Below are 17,694 nucleotides of genomic sequence, written 5' to 3'. Positions count from 1 at the left end.
GCTCGCGCAGGCGGGGGTCAGCTCGTGACGAGCAGCTCGCGCAGGCGGGGGTCAGCTCGTGACGAGCAGCTCGCGCACGCGGCGTCAGCTCTTGACGAGCAGCTTGCGCAGGCGGTCGCGGCCGAGGTACGCGCCGCCGCCGAGCGCGGCCACGCCCGTCAGGGCGAGGGCGGCCGAGGTGCTGAGGCCCTGGTCGCCGGAGGTGGCGTCGCCGGCCTCGGCGGTGGAGCGACCCGAGGTGTGCTCGGAGGCGGTCACCACGCCGGAGTCGTCGCCCTTGTCCCGCTTGGAGACGGAGGCCGTCTCACCGGCGGAGCCGGCGCCGGACTCCTTCGGAGCGGTGGACTTGTCCTCGGCGAGCAGCGGCGGCTTGGCCGGGTTGCGGTCGACGCGCCGCCAGGCGCCGGAGGCGAAGGAGACCGGGAGGTTCTTCTTGCCCGGGCCGCTGCCCCACTTGGTGATGACGTAGCTCACCTTGATGTGGCCCTGGCCGCCGACGCCGTCCACCCCGAGGGTCTCGGAGTTGAAACGGCCGCCGGTGAGCTCGGCGAAGGTCTTGGCGTCGAGGTCGAGCATGACGCCGCTGCTGGAGGGGATGCCGGGGCCGCGGTCGCCGACGAAGAAGGGGGCCTTCTTGCCCTTGTAGACGACGTAGCCCTCGGTCATGAGGGGCCAGCTCGGGCTGGCGACCAGGCCCTTCTGCATGGGCTTGCCGCTGGCCGGCAGGCCGGTGTCGCCGGCGCGGCCGGAGGAGTCGTCCCAGAAGTAGGAGGCCGTGGTGGAGCCCTTGAGGAGAACCTTCTGGTCGTCGTCGGTGTCGGCGTGGGCCGCAGTGCCGGCTCCGATGGTGAGTGCGCCGAGTACGGCCGCCGTCAGGAGGGAGAAAGAACGCATGCCAAGTCGTGCGGACATGTGTCGGAAGAGTCCTTTACGTGGGGTACAGGAGGGCGCGCTCGCTCAGATGGGGGCGTAGCCGGGCAGATCGCCAAACGGGCGCTACGCGGGAGCGCGAAAGGGAAGATCAGGGGAAGGGGGTGCCGCTCAGCAGGCGGCTGGTGTCACTGCCCCGTCCGGGGGTACGCGGTAGCGCATAGAAGTCGTGTCCTCTCCATCTCGCCTACCGGGTTAGCTGACGGGTTCGGACGTGGAGATGCCCTACCGGCCCGAGTTGGGCCGGATTCACCCCAGATGTTTGGGTCCCCGGTTCCCGCTGGCGCGGGATTCGGCGCCGGTCAGCCGCCGCTTCCTGGCGAAGGGCTACGTCACTGACCGGTTGATGCGTTCGACTCTAGCCAGCGAACCGGACAATAGCAAAGGAAACCCCATAAAACGGGTGAAGATCTACCTTGCAGGCAAAGAAAAGGAGGGGTACGGCATGCCGTACCCCTCCAGAAAACCAGGTCTCAGCGCGTGCTCACGACGCCTGCCCGCTGCGCGTCAGCCTCCGCTCTTGCGGCGGAAGGAACGCTTGCTGGCGGCCGGCCCGTGAGCGCCGTGGATCTTGGAAGCGTCGCCGCCCTTGCCACCAGCGCCCGAGCCGCTCTGCTGGGCGCGCTTGCGCTCCAGGGCCTCCCGGAACTTGCGCTTCATCTCGTCCTCGGGAGTTTCGCTGACTTCCGGCTCCGGTGTTTCCGTCATGAGGACCTCCTGGTGTTGGGGACGTTCAAAGCTTCGCACGCCCGTACCCGTCGTGCGAAACCGGCCGACCGCGCGGCGCCGGGCGTGTCAAACGCCGGTCAAGCCGGACCCGCCGGAGAACCAGCCGTCGCGAAACCCGGGCCCATCGAAGATCCAGCCGTCGAGCAGCACCGCTCCCTCCTGGATCAGCCGTCGAGCAGCGCGAGCTCCTCGGTGGTCAGCACGAGATCGGCCGCCGCCACCGAGTCGAGGACGCTCTCCGGCCGGCTGGCCCCGGGGATGGGGATCACGACCGGGCTGCGGGCCAGCTCCCAGGCCAGGCAGACGCGCTGCGGCGACACCCCGCGCCCCTCGGCCACCTTGGCGAACGCCTCGTACTCCCCGCCGAGCCGCCCCGCCGAGCCGATCCCGCCCAGCGGCGACCACGGCAGGAACGCCACCCCCAGCTCCTCGCACGCGTCCACCTCCGGCTCCGAGGAGCGGAAGGCGGGCGAGTACTGGTTCTGCACGCTCGCCAGCCGGCCGCCCAGGATGTCGTAGGCCGTCCGGATCTGGCGGGGGTCGGCGTTGGAGATCCCCGCCATCCGGATCTTCCCGGCGTCGAGCAGGTCGCGCAGCGCGCCGATCGTCTCCTCGTACGGCACGGACGGGTCGGGCCGGTGGTGCTGGTAGAGCCCGATCGCCTCCACGCCGAGGGCCTTGAGGGACCGCTCGCACGCCTCCACCAGGTACGACGGTCGGCCGTCGACGGCCCAGCCCCCTCCGGGGACGCGCGTGTGCCCGCCCTTGGTCGCCACCAGCACCGCGTCCCGGTCGCCGCCCCAGCTCGCCAGCGCCTTGGCGACCAGCCGCTCGTTGTGCCCGACCTGGTCGTGGGCGGGGGTGTAGGCGTCAGCCGTGTCGATCAGCGTCACACCGGCGTCCAGGGCCGCGTGGATGGTCCGGACCGACTGGGCCTCGTCGGGCATGTGTCCCGCCACCGACATGGGCATCGCGCCGAGACCGATGGAGCTGACGGTGATCTGTCCGAGTGGTCGCCTGTTCATGCCCACATCCTCCTCTCGTACCTGTCGAAAGAGGAAGGAGCCCTTACCCCGTGCCGGCTGTGAAGTGCGGACCGTAAAGTGAGGCCGTACCGGAGAGGCCGGGACCGGGAACGAGGCCGGAACGGAGGCCAGGCCCGGAACGGAAGCGTGGCCGGGAACCGAAGTGAGATGAGGGGGCGGCGTGCGGGGCTGGTTGATCGGGCTCGCCGTCACGGTCGTGTGCGTGGCGGCCTCCTGGGGCGTGCTGGTCCTCCTGGCGCGCAGGCTGCCGCCCGGCGTGTTGCGGGATCTGGCCGCGTTCATCCCTGACTGCCTGACCGCCGTCCGCAGGCTCCGCCGTCACCCGGCCGTGCCGCGCCGCGCCAAGGTCGCCGTCATGATCGCGGGCGTGTGGGTGGCCAGCCCGGTCGACCTGATCCCCGAGTTCCTGCCGGTCATCGGTCCGCTCGACGACATCGTGGTGGTCGCCCTGGCGCTGCGGTACGCGGCCCGGCAGGTCCCCCGCGAGGTCCTGCTGGAGGCCTGGCCGGGCGAGCCGCGCCTGCTCCTCCGCCTGCTCGGCGACCCCCGCCGGGAGGACGGAGAACCGCCCGGCGACCGTGGATGACCCCGGCCGGCGCACAGCGCGGAACGGGAAGAGCACGGCCCGGCACGGGAAGAGTCCAGCCCGGAACGGGAAGAGCCCGGCCTCACCCGTCCACCCTCCTCCGCAGCAGGCAGAACTCGTTGCCCTCCGGGTCGGCCAGCACGTGCCAGCTCTCCTGCCCGCTCTGCCCCACGTCCACCGGCCTGGCTCCCGCCGCGAGCAGCCTCTCCAGCTCGGTGTCCTGGTCGCGGTCGGTCGCGTTCACGTCGATGTGCAGCCGCAGCTTGCCGCTCTTCGGTTCGTCGGTCGGGCTGAGCACGAGGATCGGCAGGAGCCCGCCGGCCTCCGTCTTCTCCGGGCCGATCTCCACAGACCCGTCGATCCGCTCAAGCACGACGTAGCCCAGCACCTCACACCAGAACGCCGCCAACCTCTCCGGATCGCGACAGTCCAGCACCAACTCAGTGATCCGACACGCCATGTCCCCTCCGTTACCCCTCATCACTCCCGCCACGCCTCCGGACGAACCAGCCAAGAACGCACTTACCCGGGTGAGTCGCCGATCGCCTGAGAACCACCGGGCTGACCTGGCACTCTTGGCCGCGTCATGGCGGATCACAGGGCGGCGCTCGCGGCGTACGAACGGGCCGCGGCGCTGGCCGCCGGCCACCACACCGACCTCGACCCGGCGACGCGGCTCACGCACGCCCACGCCTGGGTCGGCGGCGGCGCCCCCGCCTTCGCCGACGCCCTCTCGCGCCACCGCTCCGCCCTGCAGTCCTCGCTCGCGGGCGCGCTGCACGCCCTCGCCCTCCTCGTCGTACGGCACGGCGGCCCGGCCCCGGCGGTGCCGGCGTTGACCACGCCGGTGACGACCCTGGCCCCCGTCCCGGGACGTTTCCAGGGCATCGACGCGGACGCCATGACCGCCCTGGTGGCGTCCCTGGGGCGCGCCGCGCACACGCTGCCCGTCGCGGGGGCACGCCTGGCCGCCGAGCTGTCGGGTCAGGCCCTGTCCGCCGAACCGGGCCACGCGCTCGGCCGCATCGCCACCTGGACCGCGGCCCAGAGCGACGACCTGCGACGGCGGCTGCACCGCATCCGCGAGACCGTACCGGGACTCTCGCTGCCGTCGGGACTCGCCGCGTACGGCCTGTTCGGCGCCCACGCCGCGGACCCCGGCGGGGCGGAGCGCCTGCTGGCCCGCGCCGGCGCCGGGGACGAGGAGGCGGTGACGCGCCTGCTGTCCGTCCAGGAGGGCGGCGCCGACACGGGCCTGGCGGCGCGGATCGCCGCGTGGTGGGCCACGCTCTCGGCCGGGACACGGGAACGGCTGACGGCGCTGCCCCGGTTCGGACTGCTGAACGGCCTGCCGGCGACCGTCCGCGACCGGGCGAACCGCCGCTGGCTGGCCGAGCAGAGGGCACGGCTGGAGCGGGAACTGGCGACGGCCACGGCCGACCTCGGCCGACTGGCGGACCCGGGCCTGCTGGGCGGCTGGGAACGCATCGCGGCCCGGCTCCGGCGCATCGACCTCATCGAGGCCGAACTGCGGCCGGTGCCGGGGCACCCGGAGCCGCTGTTGCTGGCGTTCGACGTCACGGGCCAGGGACGGCTCGTGGTCTCGTGGGGGGATCCGGATACGGCGGACATCACGGTCACGTCGGTGTCGGGACTCACGTCGGGCCTGGACGCGGCGCACGGGGATCTGGAGCGGTCGCGGGCACTGTGGCAGCAAGCCTCGTACTACAGCGGGGACCGCGCCATCGCCTCCATCACCTGGCTGGGCTACGACGCCCCTCAACTCGATCCGGGGCTCATGGATCCGGCCAAGTCCGTCGCCTTCGGCTCGGCCGCGGCGGAGGGCGGTAAAGCGCTCGCCTCCTTCAGCGATGGCCTTCACGCGGCCCACAGGCCGTCGGGCAATGCCCGTGCTGTCGTCATCGGTCACAGCTACGGGTCCTTGACCACCGGTCGTGCCGCCGTTCTACGTCCTGGGCGCTTCGCGGACGATGTCATCCTCATCGGCAGCCCTGGGGTCGGAGTCGATCACGCTCGGCAGTTGGGCGTCAGGGCGGAGCACGTCTGGGTGGGCGAGGCCGGTAACGACCCTGTCGCGGCTCTCGGGCGCTTCGGGTCAGACCCGGGCGATGCATCGTTCGGAGGACGACACATGCCCGTGGGGAGAGAGGTCTTCACGGCGGCACACAGCAGCTACTGGCAGCCCTATTCGGCTTCGCTGCAAAACATGGGACGGATTATCAACGGCCAGTACGAGAAGATCGTGCAACCGGCACCTCTCAACACGCAGCCCCAACTGCTCATGCCCGAACTAGGCGACCCGACTGAGAGGTGACCGCCGTGCTGCGCTCTGTCCTTGTCTTGCTGGCACTTCTACTCTCGGGATGCAGTGTGAACGAACCCGCGCTCAGTCAAGCTCAAGCCATCGCTCGTGCAGAACAGCTCATCCGTGACACGGCAGACGCTCTCGCCACTCAACCACGATTGGAACTGATCGAGAGCTCGGTGGCACCACATGCCTGCCTCAGCGACGATCAGCCTGACGGCAAGGTGGTCGTCGGTCGCGCCTACTGGCTACGTGACGTGCCCAAGAGCGAGAACATGTCGATCTCACAGCAGGTCCGCGCCCACTGGGAAGCCGCAGGCCATCGCATCGTCGCGTCCGGGCGAGCCGGTAACCCCGACCTGAGCGGCGAGTCCCGGCCCGACGGCTTCACCCTCACCCTCACCTGGGCAGAAGGCGACAACCTCTACCTAGGAGCCGCCTCCCCCTGCGTCTGGCCGGACGGGCGCCCGTCCGAATGACCCCTCAACACAGAAGACCCCAGGCCGTCTCCCGACGACCTGGGGTCTTGTGGCGGTGCGCCGCCAGGGACTCGAACCCCGGACCCGCTGATTAAGAGTCAGCTGCTCTGACCAACTGAGCTAGCGGCGCGTTGCTGAGAGGAATATACCGGCACTCGGCATCCTGGTCGAATCGGCCGGAGTCCGGCTTCTTCTGACGGGCGGACCCGAGACTAGAATAAGGTTCGGCTGTGACGACAGGAGCCTTCATGTTCGACTCCCCCGCCCAGGTCGGCGAGCGGCTGGCCGCCGCGGGATACCTCTCCGACGACGCCATCTCCACCTCCGTCTTCCTGGCCGCCGCGCTCGGCAGGCCGTTGCTGGTCGAGGGGCCCGCCGGGGTGGGCAAGACGCAGCTGGCCAAGGCCGTGGCGCGGGCGAGCGGGTCCCAGCTCATCCGGTTGCAGTGTTACGAGGGGCTGGACGAGGCCCGGGCGCTGTACGAGTGGAACTACAAGAAGCAGCTGCTCCGCATCCAGGCCACCAGCACGGACGAGGACATCTTCACCGAGGAGTTCCTGCTCGAACGGCCGCTCCTGAAGGCCATCCGGGCCGACGTGCCGACCGTGCTGCTGGTGGACGAGACGGACAAGGCCGATGTCGAGGTCGAGGGGCTGCTGCTGGAGCTGCTGTCGGACTTCCAGGTGACGATCCCCGAGCTGGGCACCGTCTCCGCCGTGCGCAGGCCGTACGTCGTGCTGACCTCCAACGCCACCCGCGAGCTGTCGGAGGCGTTGAAGCGGCGCTGCCTGTACCTGCACATCGGCTACCCGGCGCCCGAGCGGGAGCGGGACATCGTGCTCGCGCAGGTGCCGACCATCCGGGCCGACCTGGCCGAGCAGCTCGCCCGTACGGTGGCGACCCTGCGCGGGCTGGAGCTGAAGAAGGCCCCGTCGGTGGCCGAGACCGTGGACTGGGCCAACACGCTGCTGGCCCTGGGACGCGAGGAGCTGGACGAGGCGACCGTGGCCGGGACGCTGGGCGTGGTGCTCAAGCACGACTCCGACCATCGGCGGGCGGTCAAGGAACTGGGCCTCGCCGGTGGGTGAGTCGCTGATCGACCGGCATGTCGGGTTCGTGCGGGCGTTGCGCGAGGCGGGCGTGCCCGTGTCCGTGGCCGAGGGGCTGGACGCGGTGCGCGCCCTGCGGGTGATCGACCTGGCCGAGCGCGAGTCGCTGCGCGCGGCCTACGCGGCGACGCTGGTCAAGCGGCCCGCCCATCGGCCCGGGTTCGACGTGCTGTTCGACCTGTGGTTCCCGCCGGTGGTGTCCGGTGCGCCGGCTCGGCCCGGCGGCGCCGCTGAGGCCGGCAAGACCGCCCAGACCGCCGGGGGCGCCCAGACCGCCGAGGGCGCCGAGCGGACCGCCGAGGCGCGGGCGCGGCTGGCCGGGCTGCTGACCGGCGGGAGCGACGCGGAGATGCGGGAGTTCGCCCGCGCCATGGTGGAGCGGTACGGCCGGCAGCAGGCCGGCCCGGGACGCCAGAACTGGTTCTCGTACAGCGTCATGCGGGCCCTGTCCCCCGAGACGCTGATGGCCGGGATCCTGCGCGAGGCGCTGGCCGGGCGCGAGCGCGGCGGCCTGGCGGAGCGGGCGGTCCGCGACCAGGTGAACGCCGGGATCCGGCGCTTCGAGGAGGCCGTGGCCGCCGACGTCCGCCGCCGCATCGCCGAGGAGTCGGGCGTCGAGCGCATCGCGCGCTCGGCCGTGCGCCCGCCGCTCGACCAGGTCGACTTCCTGCGCGCCACCCGCGAGGACCTGTCGCGGCTGCGCCGGGAGGTGCATCCGCTGGCCAGGCGGCTGGCGACGCGGCTGGCGATCCGCCGGCGGCGGGGCCGGCGCGGGCGGCTCGACTTCCGCCGGACGGTGCGGACGTCCCTGCAGAGCGGCGGGGTGCCGCTGACGCCGTCGTTCCGTCCGCCCCGGCCGCACCGGCCCGAACTGGTCGTGCTGTGCGACGTCAGCGACTCGGTCTCGTCGTTCGCGCACTTCACGCTGCTGCTGACGTACGCGCTGAGGGAGCAGTTCGCGAAGGTGCGGGCGTTCGGGTTCGTGGACACGGTGGACGAGATCACCCGGTTCTTCCAGCGCGGTACGGACGTGGTGGACGCCATGACGAGGATGGCGAACGAGGCCGACATGGTCCGCTTCGGCCGCACCAACTACGGGTACGCGCTGGAGCGCTTCGCCGAGCGCCACGGCGACGCCGTCGGCCCGAAGACGTCGCTGCTGATCCTGGGCGACGCCCGCTCCAACTACCAGCCGCCCGCGCTGGACACCCTGAAGGCCCTGGCCGGGCGGGCCCGCAACGCCTACTGGCTCAACCCCGAGCCGCGGGCCCAGTGGGACACGGGGGACTCCGTCGCCAGCGGGTACGCGGCCGTCGTGCCGATGACCGAATGCCGCAACGTCTCCCAGCTCACGGCGTTCATCGAGGGCCTGGCCTGACGTTACCGTCAGGTAGGGAGAGCGACAGAGTGGGCTACAGTGGGCAAAACGCTCTTCAAGCGCACTAGGTGATCTAGGAGGCAGAGCCCGCGTCGAGGGCTCGCGATTGTGACGGGTGCAACCAGCGAAGCGGAACACGGTCCGGCCGGGACCGTCTGGCGAAGCGCGCCGTACCCGGTGCTGCTGGTCGGCGGCGACGGCGTCATAGAGCACGTCAACGACGCGGCGCGCGCGCTGCCGGCCATGGCCGCGCCGGGGGTGCCCCTGGCGGACGCCGTGCCGGCCTGGCTCGCGGAAGCCCACCGCCTCGTCACCGAGGACGCGTCCGGCTCCGCCGCGCCCGTACGGGGACTCATCGGCGACCGGGCGTTCGAGGCGCATCCCGCGCCCGGCGGCGGCTCCCGGGTGACCTGGTGGCTGGTGGACGCCACCGACCACGAGCGAGTGGCGGAGGCGTTGCGGCTGGAGCGCAAACGGACCGCGTTCCTCGCCGAGGCGTCCAACGAACTGCTCTCCTCCCTGAACCTCGACCGCTGCATGGAGGTCACGGTCCGGCTGGCCGCCCGGCACCTGGCCGACGCCGCCCTGGTGATCCTGCCCGCGGCCGGGCGCAGGCATCCCGTCGCGTACTGCGGGCCGGACGGCCGCGTGGTCCGCGAGAACCCGGTCGTGGACCCGCGCGAGGTGCCGGGGCTCGCCGAGGCGCTGCGCGGGTTCCCGCCGGTGCCGTCGCGCTGGATCGACCCCGCCGCGGCCCCCGGCTGGCTGGCCCGCGACGAGCTGGGCGAGCCGGGCTCCATGGTGGTCACGGCCCTGCCCGGCCACGGGGTTCCGGCGGGGGCGCTGGTGCTGCTGCGGCGCTCGGACCACGCGAGCTTCTCGGAGGGCGAGGAGGTGTTCGCGCGGCTGTTCGCCGCCCGGGCCGGGGCCGCCATGTCCGCGGCCCGTCTGTACGCCGAGCAGGCGGCGATCACCGAGACCCTGATGCGGGAGCTCCTGCCGCCGGCGACCCGCGGCCTGGACGGGGTGGAGCTGGCCGCCCGTTACCGGCCCGCGGGGGCCACGGAGCTGGTCGGCGGCGACTTCTACGACCTGCACCCGGCCGCGGAACCCGGCGGGGAGTCGCTGCTGGTCCTCGGAGACGTGTGCGGCAAGGGCCTGGAGGCGGCGGTGTTCACCGGCCGGATCCGCACCACGCTGCACGCGCTGCTGCCGGTGGCCGGCGACCACGGGCGGCTGCTGGGGCTGCTCAACGACGTGCTGCTGCGGGGTGACAGCAGGACGTTCGTCACCCTCGTGCTGGCGTCCGTACGGCGGGACGGGCCACGCGCGACGGTACGGCTGACCAGCGCGGGACACCTGCCGCCCCTGGTGCTGCGGGCCGACGGCCGGGTGGAGGAGGTGGCCACGCGGGGCACGCTGATCGGCATGCTGGAGACCGTGACCGCCACCACCGTCACCGTGGAGCTGGAGCCGGGCGACACCTGCCTGCTCTACACCGACGGCGTGACCGAGGCGCGCGGCGGGCCGCTGGGCGACGAGCTGTTCGGCGAGCAGCGGCTGCGCGAGGAGCTGGAGCAGTGCGCGGGCATGCCGCCCGAGGCGCTGACCGAACGCGTCCAGATGCTGGCCGCTCAGTGGACGGGCGGCGGCGACCACGACGACGTCGCGGTCATCGCGATCACCGCTCCCCGAGCGGGCCGTGGAACCCTCCCTCCCGGCGTGGGCGTCTCATGACGGCACGTGCCGACCTGCCCGGCGCGCCGGGCGGCGTCGCGACGGGCGAGCCGGTGGGCGACGCGACGTGCGAGCCGGTGGGCGACGCGACGTGCGACGCGGTGGGCGAGCCGACGGGCGACGCGGTGGGCCGCGCCGGGCTGCTGTGGGATGCCGCGGCGGCCGGCGACGAGTACGCGGCGGTGGACGTGGTGGTGGCCGCGCTCGACGACGGCATGGACATGGAGAGCCTGCTCATGGACGTGGTGGCGCCCGTCCAGGCCCGGGTGGGCCGCGAGTGGGCGGCCAACCGGATCACGGTCGCGCAGGAGCACACGATCACCGCGGTCAACGAGCGGGTGCTGGCCGCCCTGGCGCTCCACCCCGCCGCCCGCGGCTCCGCGCCCACGCGGCCCGCACCCCACGGCCCTGCGCCCCGCAGCCCCGCACCCCACGGCTCCGCGCCCGCGCGGCCCCGGGGACGGGTCACGGTGGCGTGCATCGACGGCGAGTGGCACGCGTTCCCCGCGCGGATCCTGACCGAGGTGCTGCGCCTGCGCGGCTGGCGGGTGGACCACCTGGGGGCACAGGTGCCCACGCCGCACCTGATCGCGCACCTGCACCGCACGGGCCCGGACGTCGTGGCGCTGTCCAGCTCGATCGCCACCCGGCTGCCCGCCGCGCACGCCGCCATCACGGCCTGCCAGGCCACCGGGACGCCGGTGCTGGCGGGCGGCGCCGCGTTCGGGCCCGACGGCCGCTACGCCCGCCTGCTGGGCGCCGACGCCTGGGCGCCCGACGCCCGCTCGGCGGCCGACGGGCTGGACGCCGGCCTCCCGCCCCGCCCGGCGCCGGGCCGTCAGGCCGTGGACGACCTGCCGCACCTGGACGACCAGGAGTACACGCTGGTCGTCCAGTCGGCCCGGCGGCTGGTCAGGCAGGTCATGGACGGGCTGCGCGAGCGGATCCCCGCGATGGCCGCCTACACGCCCCAGCAGCTCCGCCACACCGCCGAGGACGTCGCGCACATCGTGGAGTTCCTCGGCACCGCGCTCTACCTGGACGACCCGGAGCTGTTCGGCGGGTTCCTGGCGTGGACCGGCGAGATCCTGGCGGCGCGGGGCGTGCCCGCCCGCGTCCTGCTGCCCGCGCTGGACCTGCTCGCCGAGCGGCTCACCGACTTCCCCCGGACGAGCGGCATGCTGGCGTACGGGCACGAGACCCTGCGCGCCGCCACCACCGACGCCAGGCGCGCGCCCGCCGACGACGGCAGCGGAGGAGGGGCGTGAGGGCTTTCGCGCCCGAGCCGCTGGAGCTCGCCCTGGAGACGCCCGAGCCGGGCACCCTGCGCGTCGCCCTGCGCGGCGACCTCGACCACACGACCGCGGACGAGTTCCTCGCCGCCGTCCACGCCGCCCTGGCCGTCGCCGGCCCGCCCCGGGAGGTCCGCCTGGACGCCGCCGGGCTGCGGCTGTGCGACTCCAGGGGCCTGTCGGCGCTGCTCCTGGCCCGCCGCCGGGCGGACGAGACGGGCGCGCGGCTGCGCCTGGACAACCGGGGTCCGGCCCTCCAGCGGCTGCTGGAGGTGACCGGCACCCTGGACCACCTGACCGGGGAGCCCGCCGCGCGCCGCGACGAGCGCGCCTGAGTCACGCCCGCGAGAGGGTCAGGAGCGCTGGAGCTCGCGGGCCGCCGTACGGGCCAGCAGCTCGATCTGGGCGTCGTCCAGCACGACCTCACGCGCCGCCCTGATCCGGCGGGCCACCAGCCGGGGCTTGAGCAGCGTCAGCCCTTCGGCCGTGACGCTGCCGCCGCGCGGCAGGGAGCCGGAGTGCGCCGCCAGCAGGGGCGTGATCGTCACGGCGATCCCGGTCTCGCGCGTCAGCATCTCGGCGAACGCGTCGGCGGTGTCGACCAGCGGCTTGGCGACGCTGGTGCCGTACTTCTCGCCGAAGAACAGCCGTCCGGCGTACGCGGCGATCTCGACGTCGGGGCTCCACGACTCGTTGTCGACGATCCACACCCCGCCGGGGCCGATCACGAGATGGTCGATGGACGCCTGGCCGCGGATGGCGCGGCCGTCGAGGACCTTGTAGCCGCGCCTGCGCAGCGAGCGCCGCAGCAGCCGGCCGGTGATGACCTCGCCGCGCCGCCGGCCGCGCCAGACCGCCGTGGCGCGGAAGCTGTTCCACGCCCACCACCAGTCGGCGGCGGCGACGACGCCCGCGAGCGCGAGGCCGTAGAGGGGCACGGGGTCGAGGCCGAAGCGCAGGGCCAGGCCGATGCCGGCCACGAACCCCACGGCCGCCTTGATCATCCGGGATCGCTGGCGGCTCTTGGCCGCCTCACGCCAGAACTTCTCGTAGTACCACTGCGGCGACGAGCCGGCGTACTTCGCGTCCTGCTGCACGTAGATAGAGCCACCGGGCACGGCAAACTCCCCGAATGATGAGTCGGAACCAAACGGGATCTGCCACGCCGAAGATCCCTCGCCACGTCAAGTAATACCCCACCTGAGGCAAGGGCACCCTAAGGTGACGGAAATAGCACCGCGAAGACCAATCAACCGACCAGTCGGTATCCTATCGGAGGTGACCAAGGGGGACACGTGAAGGAAGAACCGGTACGCGGCCGGCTGCTGGGCGCGGCGACGCGGTTGTTCGCCGAGAGGGGCTTCGAGGGCACCTCCGTGCAGGAGATCGTGCTGGCGGCAGGCGTCACCAAGGGCGCCATGTACCACTATTTCAGTTCCAAGGATGATCTGCTGCACGAGATCTACGCCCGCGTGCTGCGCATGCAGATGGACCGGCTCACCCGCATCGCCGACGGCCCCGGCACGGTCGCCGAGCGGCTGCACGCCGCCGCGGCCGACGTCGTCGAGACCACCACGGCCAACCTCGACGACTCCAAGATCTTCTTCCGGTCGATGCACCTGCTCGCGCCCGAGACGCAGAAGAGCGTGCGGGCCGAGCGCCGCCGCTACCACGAGCGCTTCCGCGCTCTCGTGGCGGAGGGGCAGCGCGAGGGCACGTTCAGCGACCGGGTCCCGGCCGATCTGGTCGTCGACTACTTCTTCGGCTCGGTCCACCACCTGGGCACCTGGTACCACGCGGACGGGCCGCTGACCGGCGCCCAGGTGGGACGGCACTTCGCCGACCTGCTGCTCACCTCACTCAGAGACAGGGACGGGGCCGGGCACGCCGGCCAGTGAGGCCAGCGCCTCGCGGTGGTCGCCCGGCGTGCCGAGGGCGATCTCGTCGGCCTTCGCGCGTTTGAGGAAGAGATGCACGGGGTGCTCCCAGGTCATCCCGATCCCGCCGTGGAGCTGGAGCGCCTCCTCGGCCACGTGGACCGCCACGCCGCCGTTCCACGCCTGGGCCACGGCGACCGCCACCGGGTCGGGCCGCGCCTCGCCGGAGAGCGACACGGCCGCCCGCGCGGCGGCCCTGGCCCTGACCACGTCCAGCCACAGGTCCGCCAGCCGGTGCTTGACCGCCTGGAACGAGCCCACCGGCCGCGCGAACTGGCGGCGTTCCTTGACGTACGCGAGCGTGGTCTCCAGGCACCACTCGGCCACGCCGAGCTGCTCGGAGGCCAGCAGCCCCGCGCCGAACCGCAGCACCTCGGCCAGGTCCACGACGCCCAGCCGGGCGGCCGGCGCCCCGTCGAGCGTCACGGTGGCCACCGGCCGCGTCAGGTCCAGCGACGGCGCCGCCTCGACGGCCGCCGCCTCGCGGTCCACGGCGTACAGGACCGCCGTCCCGTCCGGGCCGGGCACCGGGACGACCAGGACGTCGGCCACGTCCGCCCCCGCCACCCCGGCCACGCTCCCGGAGAGCCGCTCCCCCGTCGCGTCCGCCGCCTCGCTCACGCCGCCGCGGACCGGCCAGGGCCGGTAGGGCGAGGCCGCGAACGGGACCACCAGCGCGGCCGTCGCCCGCCCCTCAGCGAGCCGCCCCAGCAGCCCGCCCACCTCCTCACCGGCGCCCGCCTCACCGGCCCGCACCAGCGCGTACGTGGCCAGGACCGAGCTGGTGAAGAACGGCACCGGCGCCACCCCGCGCCCCAGCTCCTCCAGCACCACCGCCGCCTCGCTGGCCGTCGCCCCGGCGCCTCCGTGCTCCTCCGGCACCAGCAGGCCGGCCACGCCGACCTCGACGGCGAGCGTCTTCCACAGGCTCGGGTCGTACGGTTCGGACTCGGCCCGGGCGAGGACGGCGGCGGGCGGGCAGCGGTCGGCGAGCACGGCGCGCACGGCGGCCCGCAGCTCCTCCTCGACCTCGGAGTACAGCAGGGTCATCGCGGCAGGTCCTTCCAGGGGACGTCCTTGTCGACGCGGGGTTCGGCGGGCAGGCCGAGGACGCGCTCGGCGATGATGTTCCGGAGGATCTCGGAGGTGCCGCCCTCGATGGAGTTGCCCTTGGCGCGCAGGTAGCGGTAGCCCGCGCCGCGGCCGTAGAAGTCGACGGTGTCGGAGCGGCGGAAGGTCCAGTCGTCGTAGCCGAGGTCGCGCCGCAGCTCCACCTCCAGGCCGGAGATGGCCTGGTTGAGCCGGGCGAACGACAGCTTCATGCCCGACCCCTCGGGCCCGGGCTGGCCGGCGGCGAGCTGCTCGCGCAGCCGGTCGCCGGACAGGCGGGTCACCTCGGCCTCCACCCACAGGGCGAGCAGCCGCTGGTGCAGGTCGTGGGTGCGCAGCTCGGGGTGCTCGCGCCAGGTGTCCAGGACGGGGCCGAGCATGCCGCCGCCGCGCCGCACCCGGGCGCCGCCGATGGCGACCCGCTCGTTCATGAGCGTGGTCTGGGCCACCCGCCAGCCGTCGCCGACCTGGCCGAGCCGCAGCTCGTCGGGCAGCCGCACGCCGGTCAGGAAGACCTCGTTGAACTCGGCCTCGCCGGTGATCTGGCGCAGCGGGCGGACCTCGACGCCGGGGGCGCGCATGTCGCAGACGAAGTACGTCAGGCCGCGGTGCTTGGGCACGCCCGGGTCGGTGCGGGCGACCAGGATCCCCCACCGGGCGTGGTGGGCGCCGGACGTCCACACCTTCTGCCCGTCCACGACCCACTCGTCGCCGTCCCTGACGGCGCGGGTGGCGAGCGTGGCGAGGTCGGAGCCGGCGCCGGGCTCGCTGAAGAGCTGGCACCAGATCTCCTCGCCGGTCCACAGCGGGCGCAGGAAGCGGCGCCGCTGCTCCTCGGTGCCGAACGTGAGGATCGTGGGGGCCGCCATGCCGAGGCCGATGCCCTGGAGGCCGACGTCGATCTGCGGGGTGCCGGCCAGCTCCTCGTCCACCACGCGTTGCAGCTCGGGCGCCAGCCCGAGGCCGCCGAGGCCCTCCGGGTACCACACCCAGGCCAGCCCGGCGTCGAACCTGGCCCGCAGGAACTCCAGCCGGTCGCCTCCCGGGTCGTGGCGGGCGAGGAACTCCGCCGCCAGTTCCCTGAGCCGTGCTTCCTCCACTCGGGACCCTCCGATCGATGTCACATGTACTTCTTCAGCTCGCGGTAGGCCAGGGAACGCTTGTGGACCTCGTCCGGGCCGTCGGCCAGGCGCAGGGAGCGGGCCCCGGCCCACAGGCCGGCCAGCGGGAAGTCCTGGGAGACGCCGCCGGCCCCGTGGACCTGGATGGCCTTGTCGAGGATCCACTCGACGGCCGCCGGGGTCGCGATCTTGATGGCCTGGATCTCGGTGTGGGCGCCCTGGTTGCCGACGGTGTCCATGAGCCAGGCCGTCCTGAGGACGAGCGGCCGGAGCTGCTCGATGCGGACGCGGGACTCGGCGATCCAGTCCTGGACGACGCCCTGCTGGGCGACGGGCCTGCCGAACGTGGTGCGGCTCAGCGCGCGCCGGCACATCAGCTCGACGGCGCGCTCGGCCATGCCGATCAGGCGCATGCAGTGGTGGATGCGGCCGGGCCCGAGCCGGGCCTGCGCGATGGCGAAGCCGCCGCCCTGCTCGCCGATGAGGTTGTCGGCCGGCACGCGCACGTCCTCGAACACGATCTCGGCGTGGCCGCCGTGGTCGGCGTCGTCGTAGCCGAACACGGTCATGCCGCGCCTGATGTGCATGCCGGGCGTGTCGCGGGGCACCAGCACCATGCTCTGCTGCCGGTGCGACGGCGCCTCCGGGTCGGTCTTGCCCATGACGATGAAGATCTTGCACTCGGGGTTCATGGCGCCCGAGATGAACCACTTGCGGCCGTTGATCACGTACTCGTCGCCGTCGCGCACGATCGAGGTGGCGATGTTGGTCGCGTCGGAGGAGGCCACGTCGGGCTCGGTCATCGCGAACGCGGACCGGATCTCCCCGTCGAGCAGCGGGCGCAGCCACTCCTCGCGCTGCCAGGCGCTGCCGAACATCGACAGCACCTCCATGTTGCCCGTGTCGGGCGCGGCGCAGTTGGTCGCGACGGGCGCGAGGTGGGGGCTGCGGCCCATGATCTCCGCCAGGGGCGCGTACTGGAGGTTCGTCAGCCCGGCGCCGTCCGCACCCGGCAGGAACAGGTTCCACAGGCCGCGCTTGCGCGCCTCGTCCTTGAGGTCGGCGAGCAGCGGCGGCGCGCTCCAGCCGCTGGTGGCGGCCTGTTCGGCGAAGGCGGGCTCGGCCGGAAGGACGCACTCGTCCATGAAGCGCAGCAGCCGCTCGCGCAACTCCTCGGTGACGCTGTCGTAGGCGAAGTCCATGGCGCCGAGCCTACCGACCGGCCGGTATGCGTGTCGACAGCGGCCGTCCGCGAACCTGTGGTTCTTCACAAAAGCCGCGATGTGGCCATAACCGGCATTACGGCCACCCCCTTAGGCTGGCGGCCATGACCGCGAAGCTGCCCTCCCCCGTGGTGCTCGAGAACGACGTCGTCCGGCTCGAACCGCTCACCCTCGCCCACGTCCCCGACCTGTTCGCCGCCGGGGGCGGCGATCCGAAGGTGTGGCGCTGGATGCCCACGCGCCCCGGGACCGAGGAGGAGCTGCGCGAGGTGGCCGCCGGGCTGATCGCGGACGACAAGCACGTCCCGCTCGCCGTCGTCCCGCGCGCGAGCGGCCGGGCCGTGGGCTGGACCACCTACTGCGACGTGCCCGGCTTCGACGAGAGCGTCGAGATCGGCTGGACGTGGTACGGCAGGGCGGTCTGGCGCACGGCCGTGAACACGAACTGCAAGGTGCTGCTCATCGACCACGCCTTCGGCGAGCCGGCCTACAACCGCGTCATGCTCAAGACCGACGTGCTGAACACGCGCTCCCAGACCGCGATCCGGCGGATCGGCGGCGTCCACGAGGGCACCCTGCGGCGCCACCGCAGGCGGCCGGACGGCACCTGGCGCGACACGGTCGTCTTCGGCATCCTCCAGGAGGAGTGGCCGGCCCACCGCGCCCGCCTCACCGCCACCGCCTGAACCGG

General features: G+C 73.0%; 18 protein-coding genes, 1 tRNA gene and 1 riboswitch. Of the genes, 10 read left to right on the top strand and 9 right to left on the bottom strand.

Annotated features, from left to right (window positions below; translation table 11 throughout):
• Positions 1–84: 84 nt before the first annotated feature.
• From HT134_RS45755 to HT134_RS19860, 3 genes are all read right to left on the bottom strand, one after another.
• Positions 85–894, bottom strand: a complete 810-nt coding sequence (locus tag HT134_RS45755) for a hypothetical protein (RefSeq protein WP_246364694.1) — start codon at positions 892–894, stop codon at positions 85–87.
• A 205-nt stretch (positions 895–1,099) separates the two neighbouring features.
• Positions 1,100–1,238, bottom strand: a riboswitch (cyclic di-AMP (ydaO/yuaA leader).
• Between the two features lie 199 nt (positions 1,239–1,437).
• Positions 1,438–1,638, bottom strand: a complete 201-nt coding sequence (locus tag HT134_RS19865) for a DUF5302 domain-containing protein (RefSeq protein WP_175601913.1) — start codon at positions 1,636–1,638, stop codon at positions 1,438–1,440.
• Between the two features lie 185 nt (positions 1,639–1,823).
• Positions 1,824–2,684: an aldo/keto reductase gene (locus tag HT134_RS19860; RefSeq protein ID WP_175601912.1), complete on the bottom strand. Its 861-nt coding sequence runs from the start codon at positions 2,682–2,684 to the stop codon at positions 1,824–1,826.
• Positions 2,685–2,865: 181 nt separating this feature from the next.
• Here HT134_RS19860 and HT134_RS19855 point away from each other — a divergent pair, with 181 nt between their 5' ends.
• Positions 2,866–3,291: a YkvA family protein gene (locus tag HT134_RS19855; RefSeq protein ID WP_175601911.1), complete on the top strand. Its 426-nt coding sequence runs from the start codon at positions 2,866–2,868 to the stop codon at positions 3,289–3,291.
• A gap of 82 nt (positions 3,292–3,373) precedes the next feature.
• On the opposite strand, the gene HT134_RS19850 is transcribed toward HT134_RS19855, so the two are convergent.
• Positions 3,374–3,751: a VOC family protein gene (locus tag HT134_RS19850; protein WP_175601910.1), complete on the bottom strand. Its 378-nt coding sequence runs from the start codon at positions 3,749–3,751 to the stop codon at positions 3,374–3,376.
• A 126-nt stretch (positions 3,752–3,877) separates the two neighbouring features.
• On the opposite strand from HT134_RS19850, the gene HT134_RS19845 reads away from it, so the two are divergent.
• Both HT134_RS19845 and HT134_RS19840 read left to right on the top strand, forming a co-directional pair.
• Complete coding sequence (locus tag HT134_RS19845; protein ID WP_175601909.1) at positions 3,878–5,626, top strand: alpha/beta hydrolase; 1,749 nt, start codon at positions 3,878–3,880, stop codon at positions 5,624–5,626.
• Between the two features lie 56 nt (positions 5,627–5,682).
• Positions 5,683–6,096, top strand: coding sequence for a hypothetical protein (locus HT134_RS19840; protein WP_175601908.1), 414 nt, complete (start codon positions 5,683–5,685; stop codon positions 6,094–6,096).
• 56 nt (positions 6,097–6,152) lie between these two features.
• On the opposite strand, the gene HT134_RS19835 is transcribed toward HT134_RS19840, so the two are convergent.
• A tRNA-Lys gene (locus HT134_RS19835) sits at positions 6,153–6,226 on the bottom strand.
• Between the two features lie 118 nt (positions 6,227–6,344).
• Here HT134_RS19835 and HT134_RS19830 point away from each other — a divergent pair.
• From HT134_RS19830 to HT134_RS19810, 5 genes are all read left to right on the top strand, one after another.
• Positions 6,345–7,184, top strand: coding sequence for an AAA family ATPase (locus HT134_RS19830; protein WP_175602221.1), 840 nt, complete (start codon positions 6,345–6,347; stop codon positions 7,182–7,184).
• Positions 7,177–8,583, top strand: coding sequence for a vWA domain-containing protein (locus tag HT134_RS19825; protein ID WP_175601907.1), 1,407 nt, complete (start codon positions 7,177–7,179; stop codon positions 8,581–8,583). The genes HT134_RS19830 and HT134_RS19825 overlap by 8 nt, the downstream gene beginning before the upstream one ends.
• A 108-nt stretch (positions 8,584–8,691) precedes the next feature.
• On the top strand, positions 8,692–10,320 hold the full coding sequence (locus HT134_RS19820; protein WP_312888251.1) for a PP2C family protein-serine/threonine phosphatase: 1,629 nt from the start codon (positions 8,692–8,694) through the stop codon (positions 10,318–10,320).
• Positions 10,317–11,588 (top strand): cobalamin B12-binding domain-containing protein, encoded by a 1,272-nt coding sequence (locus tag HT134_RS19815; RefSeq protein WP_175601906.1) that lies wholly within the window; start codon positions 10,317–10,319, stop codon positions 11,586–11,588. The genes HT134_RS19820 and HT134_RS19815 overlap by 4 nt, the downstream gene beginning before the upstream one ends.
• Positions 11,585–11,947, top strand: a complete 363-nt coding sequence (locus tag HT134_RS19810; RefSeq protein ID WP_175601905.1) for an STAS domain-containing protein — start codon at positions 11,585–11,587, stop codon at positions 11,945–11,947. The genes HT134_RS19815 and HT134_RS19810 overlap by 4 nt, the downstream gene beginning before the upstream one ends.
• A gap of 18 nt (positions 11,948–11,965) precedes the next feature.
• On the opposite strand, the gene HT134_RS19805 is transcribed toward HT134_RS19810, so the two are convergent.
• A complete protein-coding gene (locus HT134_RS19805; RefSeq protein WP_175601904.1) occupies positions 11,966–12,730 on the bottom strand; it encodes a nuclease-related domain-containing protein in 765 nt (254 codons plus the stop codon).
• A 153-nt stretch (positions 12,731–12,883) separates the two neighbouring features.
• On the opposite strand from HT134_RS19805, the gene HT134_RS19800 reads away from it, so the two are divergent.
• The gene (locus tag HT134_RS19800; RefSeq protein ID WP_175602219.1) at positions 12,884–13,510 is read left to right on the top strand and encodes a TetR/AcrR family transcriptional regulator; all 627 of its coding nucleotides are present in this window, start codon (positions 12,884–12,886) and stop codon (positions 13,508–13,510) included.
• Here the strand turns inward: HT134_RS19800 and HT134_RS19795 are convergent.
• Genes HT134_RS19795 through HT134_RS19785 form a run of 3 tightly spaced genes read right to left on the bottom strand, consistent with a single transcriptional unit; the run spans position 13,469 to position 16,982 of the window.
• Positions 13,469–14,599 (bottom strand): acyl-CoA dehydrogenase family protein, encoded by a 1,131-nt coding sequence (locus HT134_RS19795; RefSeq protein ID WP_175601903.1) that lies wholly within the window; start codon positions 14,597–14,599, stop codon positions 13,469–13,471. The genes HT134_RS19800 and HT134_RS19795 overlap by 42 nt on opposite strands.
• Positions 14,596–15,759 (bottom strand): acyl-CoA dehydrogenase family protein, encoded by a 1,164-nt coding sequence (locus HT134_RS19790; RefSeq protein ID WP_175601902.1) that lies wholly within the window; start codon positions 15,757–15,759, stop codon positions 14,596–14,598. Before HT134_RS19790 ends, HT134_RS19795 begins: the two co-directional genes overlap by 4 nt.
• A 20-nt stretch (positions 15,760–15,779) precedes the next feature.
• Positions 15,780–16,982, bottom strand: coding sequence for an acyl-CoA dehydrogenase family protein (locus tag HT134_RS19785; protein ID WP_175601901.1), 1,203 nt, complete (start codon positions 16,980–16,982; stop codon positions 15,780–15,782).
• A gap of 125 nt (positions 16,983–17,107) precedes the next feature.
• Here HT134_RS19785 and HT134_RS19780 point away from each other — a divergent pair, with 125 nt between their 5' ends.
• Entirely contained in the window at positions 17,108–17,689 is a 582-nt protein-coding gene (locus HT134_RS19780; RefSeq protein ID WP_175601900.1) for a GNAT family N-acetyltransferase, read from the top strand.
• Positions 17,690–17,694 lie beyond the last annotated feature (5 nt).

Origin of the sequence: Nonomuraea rhodomycinica (assembly GCF_013363995.1) — a bacterium.
Taxonomy (GTDB): Bacteria; Actinomycetota; Actinomycetes; order Streptosporangiales; family Streptosporangiaceae; genus Nonomuraea; species Nonomuraea rhodomycinica.
The sequence above is the reverse complement of the archived record's forward strand: the minus strand, read 5'-3'. Positions and strand labels throughout refer to the sequence as shown.

What these genes read in the sequence shown, in the direction of transcription:
- HT134_RS45755 (WP_246364694.1), bottom strand. Translation starts at nt 894, where the DNA reads ATGCGTTCTTTCTCCCTCCTGACGGCGGCCGTACTCGGCGCACTCACC.
- HT134_RS19815 (WP_175601906.1), top strand. Translation starts at nt 10,317, where the DNA reads ATGACGGCACGTGCCGACCTGCCCGGCGCGCCGGGCGGCGTCGCGACG.
- HT134_RS19780 (WP_175601900.1), top strand. Translation starts at nt 17,108, where the DNA reads ATGACCGCGAAGCTGCCCTCCCCCGTGGTGCTCGAGAACGACGTCGTC.
- HT134_RS19865 (WP_175601913.1), bottom strand. Translation starts at nt 1,638, where the DNA reads ATGACGGAAACACCGGAGCCGGAAGTCAGCGAAACTCCCGAGGACGAG.
- HT134_RS19845 (WP_175601909.1), top strand. Translation starts at nt 3,878, where the DNA reads ATGGCGGATCACAGGGCGGCGCTCGCGGCGTACGAACGGGCCGCGGCG.
- HT134_RS19830 (WP_175602221.1), top strand. Translation starts at nt 6,345, where the DNA reads ATGTTCGACTCCCCCGCCCAGGTCGGCGAGCGGCTGGCCGCCGCGGGA.
- HT134_RS19850 (WP_175601910.1), bottom strand. Translation starts at nt 3,751, where the DNA reads ATGGCGTGTCGGATCACTGAGTTGGTGCTGGACTGTCGCGATCCGGAG.
- HT134_RS19795 (WP_175601903.1), bottom strand. Translation starts at nt 14,599, where the DNA reads ATGACCCTGCTGTACTCCGAGGTCGAGGAGGAGCTGCGGGCCGCCGTG.
- HT134_RS19860 (WP_175601912.1), bottom strand. Translation starts at nt 2,684, where the DNA reads ATGAACAGGCGACCACTCGGACAGATCACCGTCAGCTCCATCGGTCTC.
- HT134_RS19785 (WP_175601901.1), bottom strand. Translation starts at nt 16,982, where the DNA reads ATGGACTTCGCCTACGACAGCGTCACCGAGGAGTTGCGCGAGCGGCTG.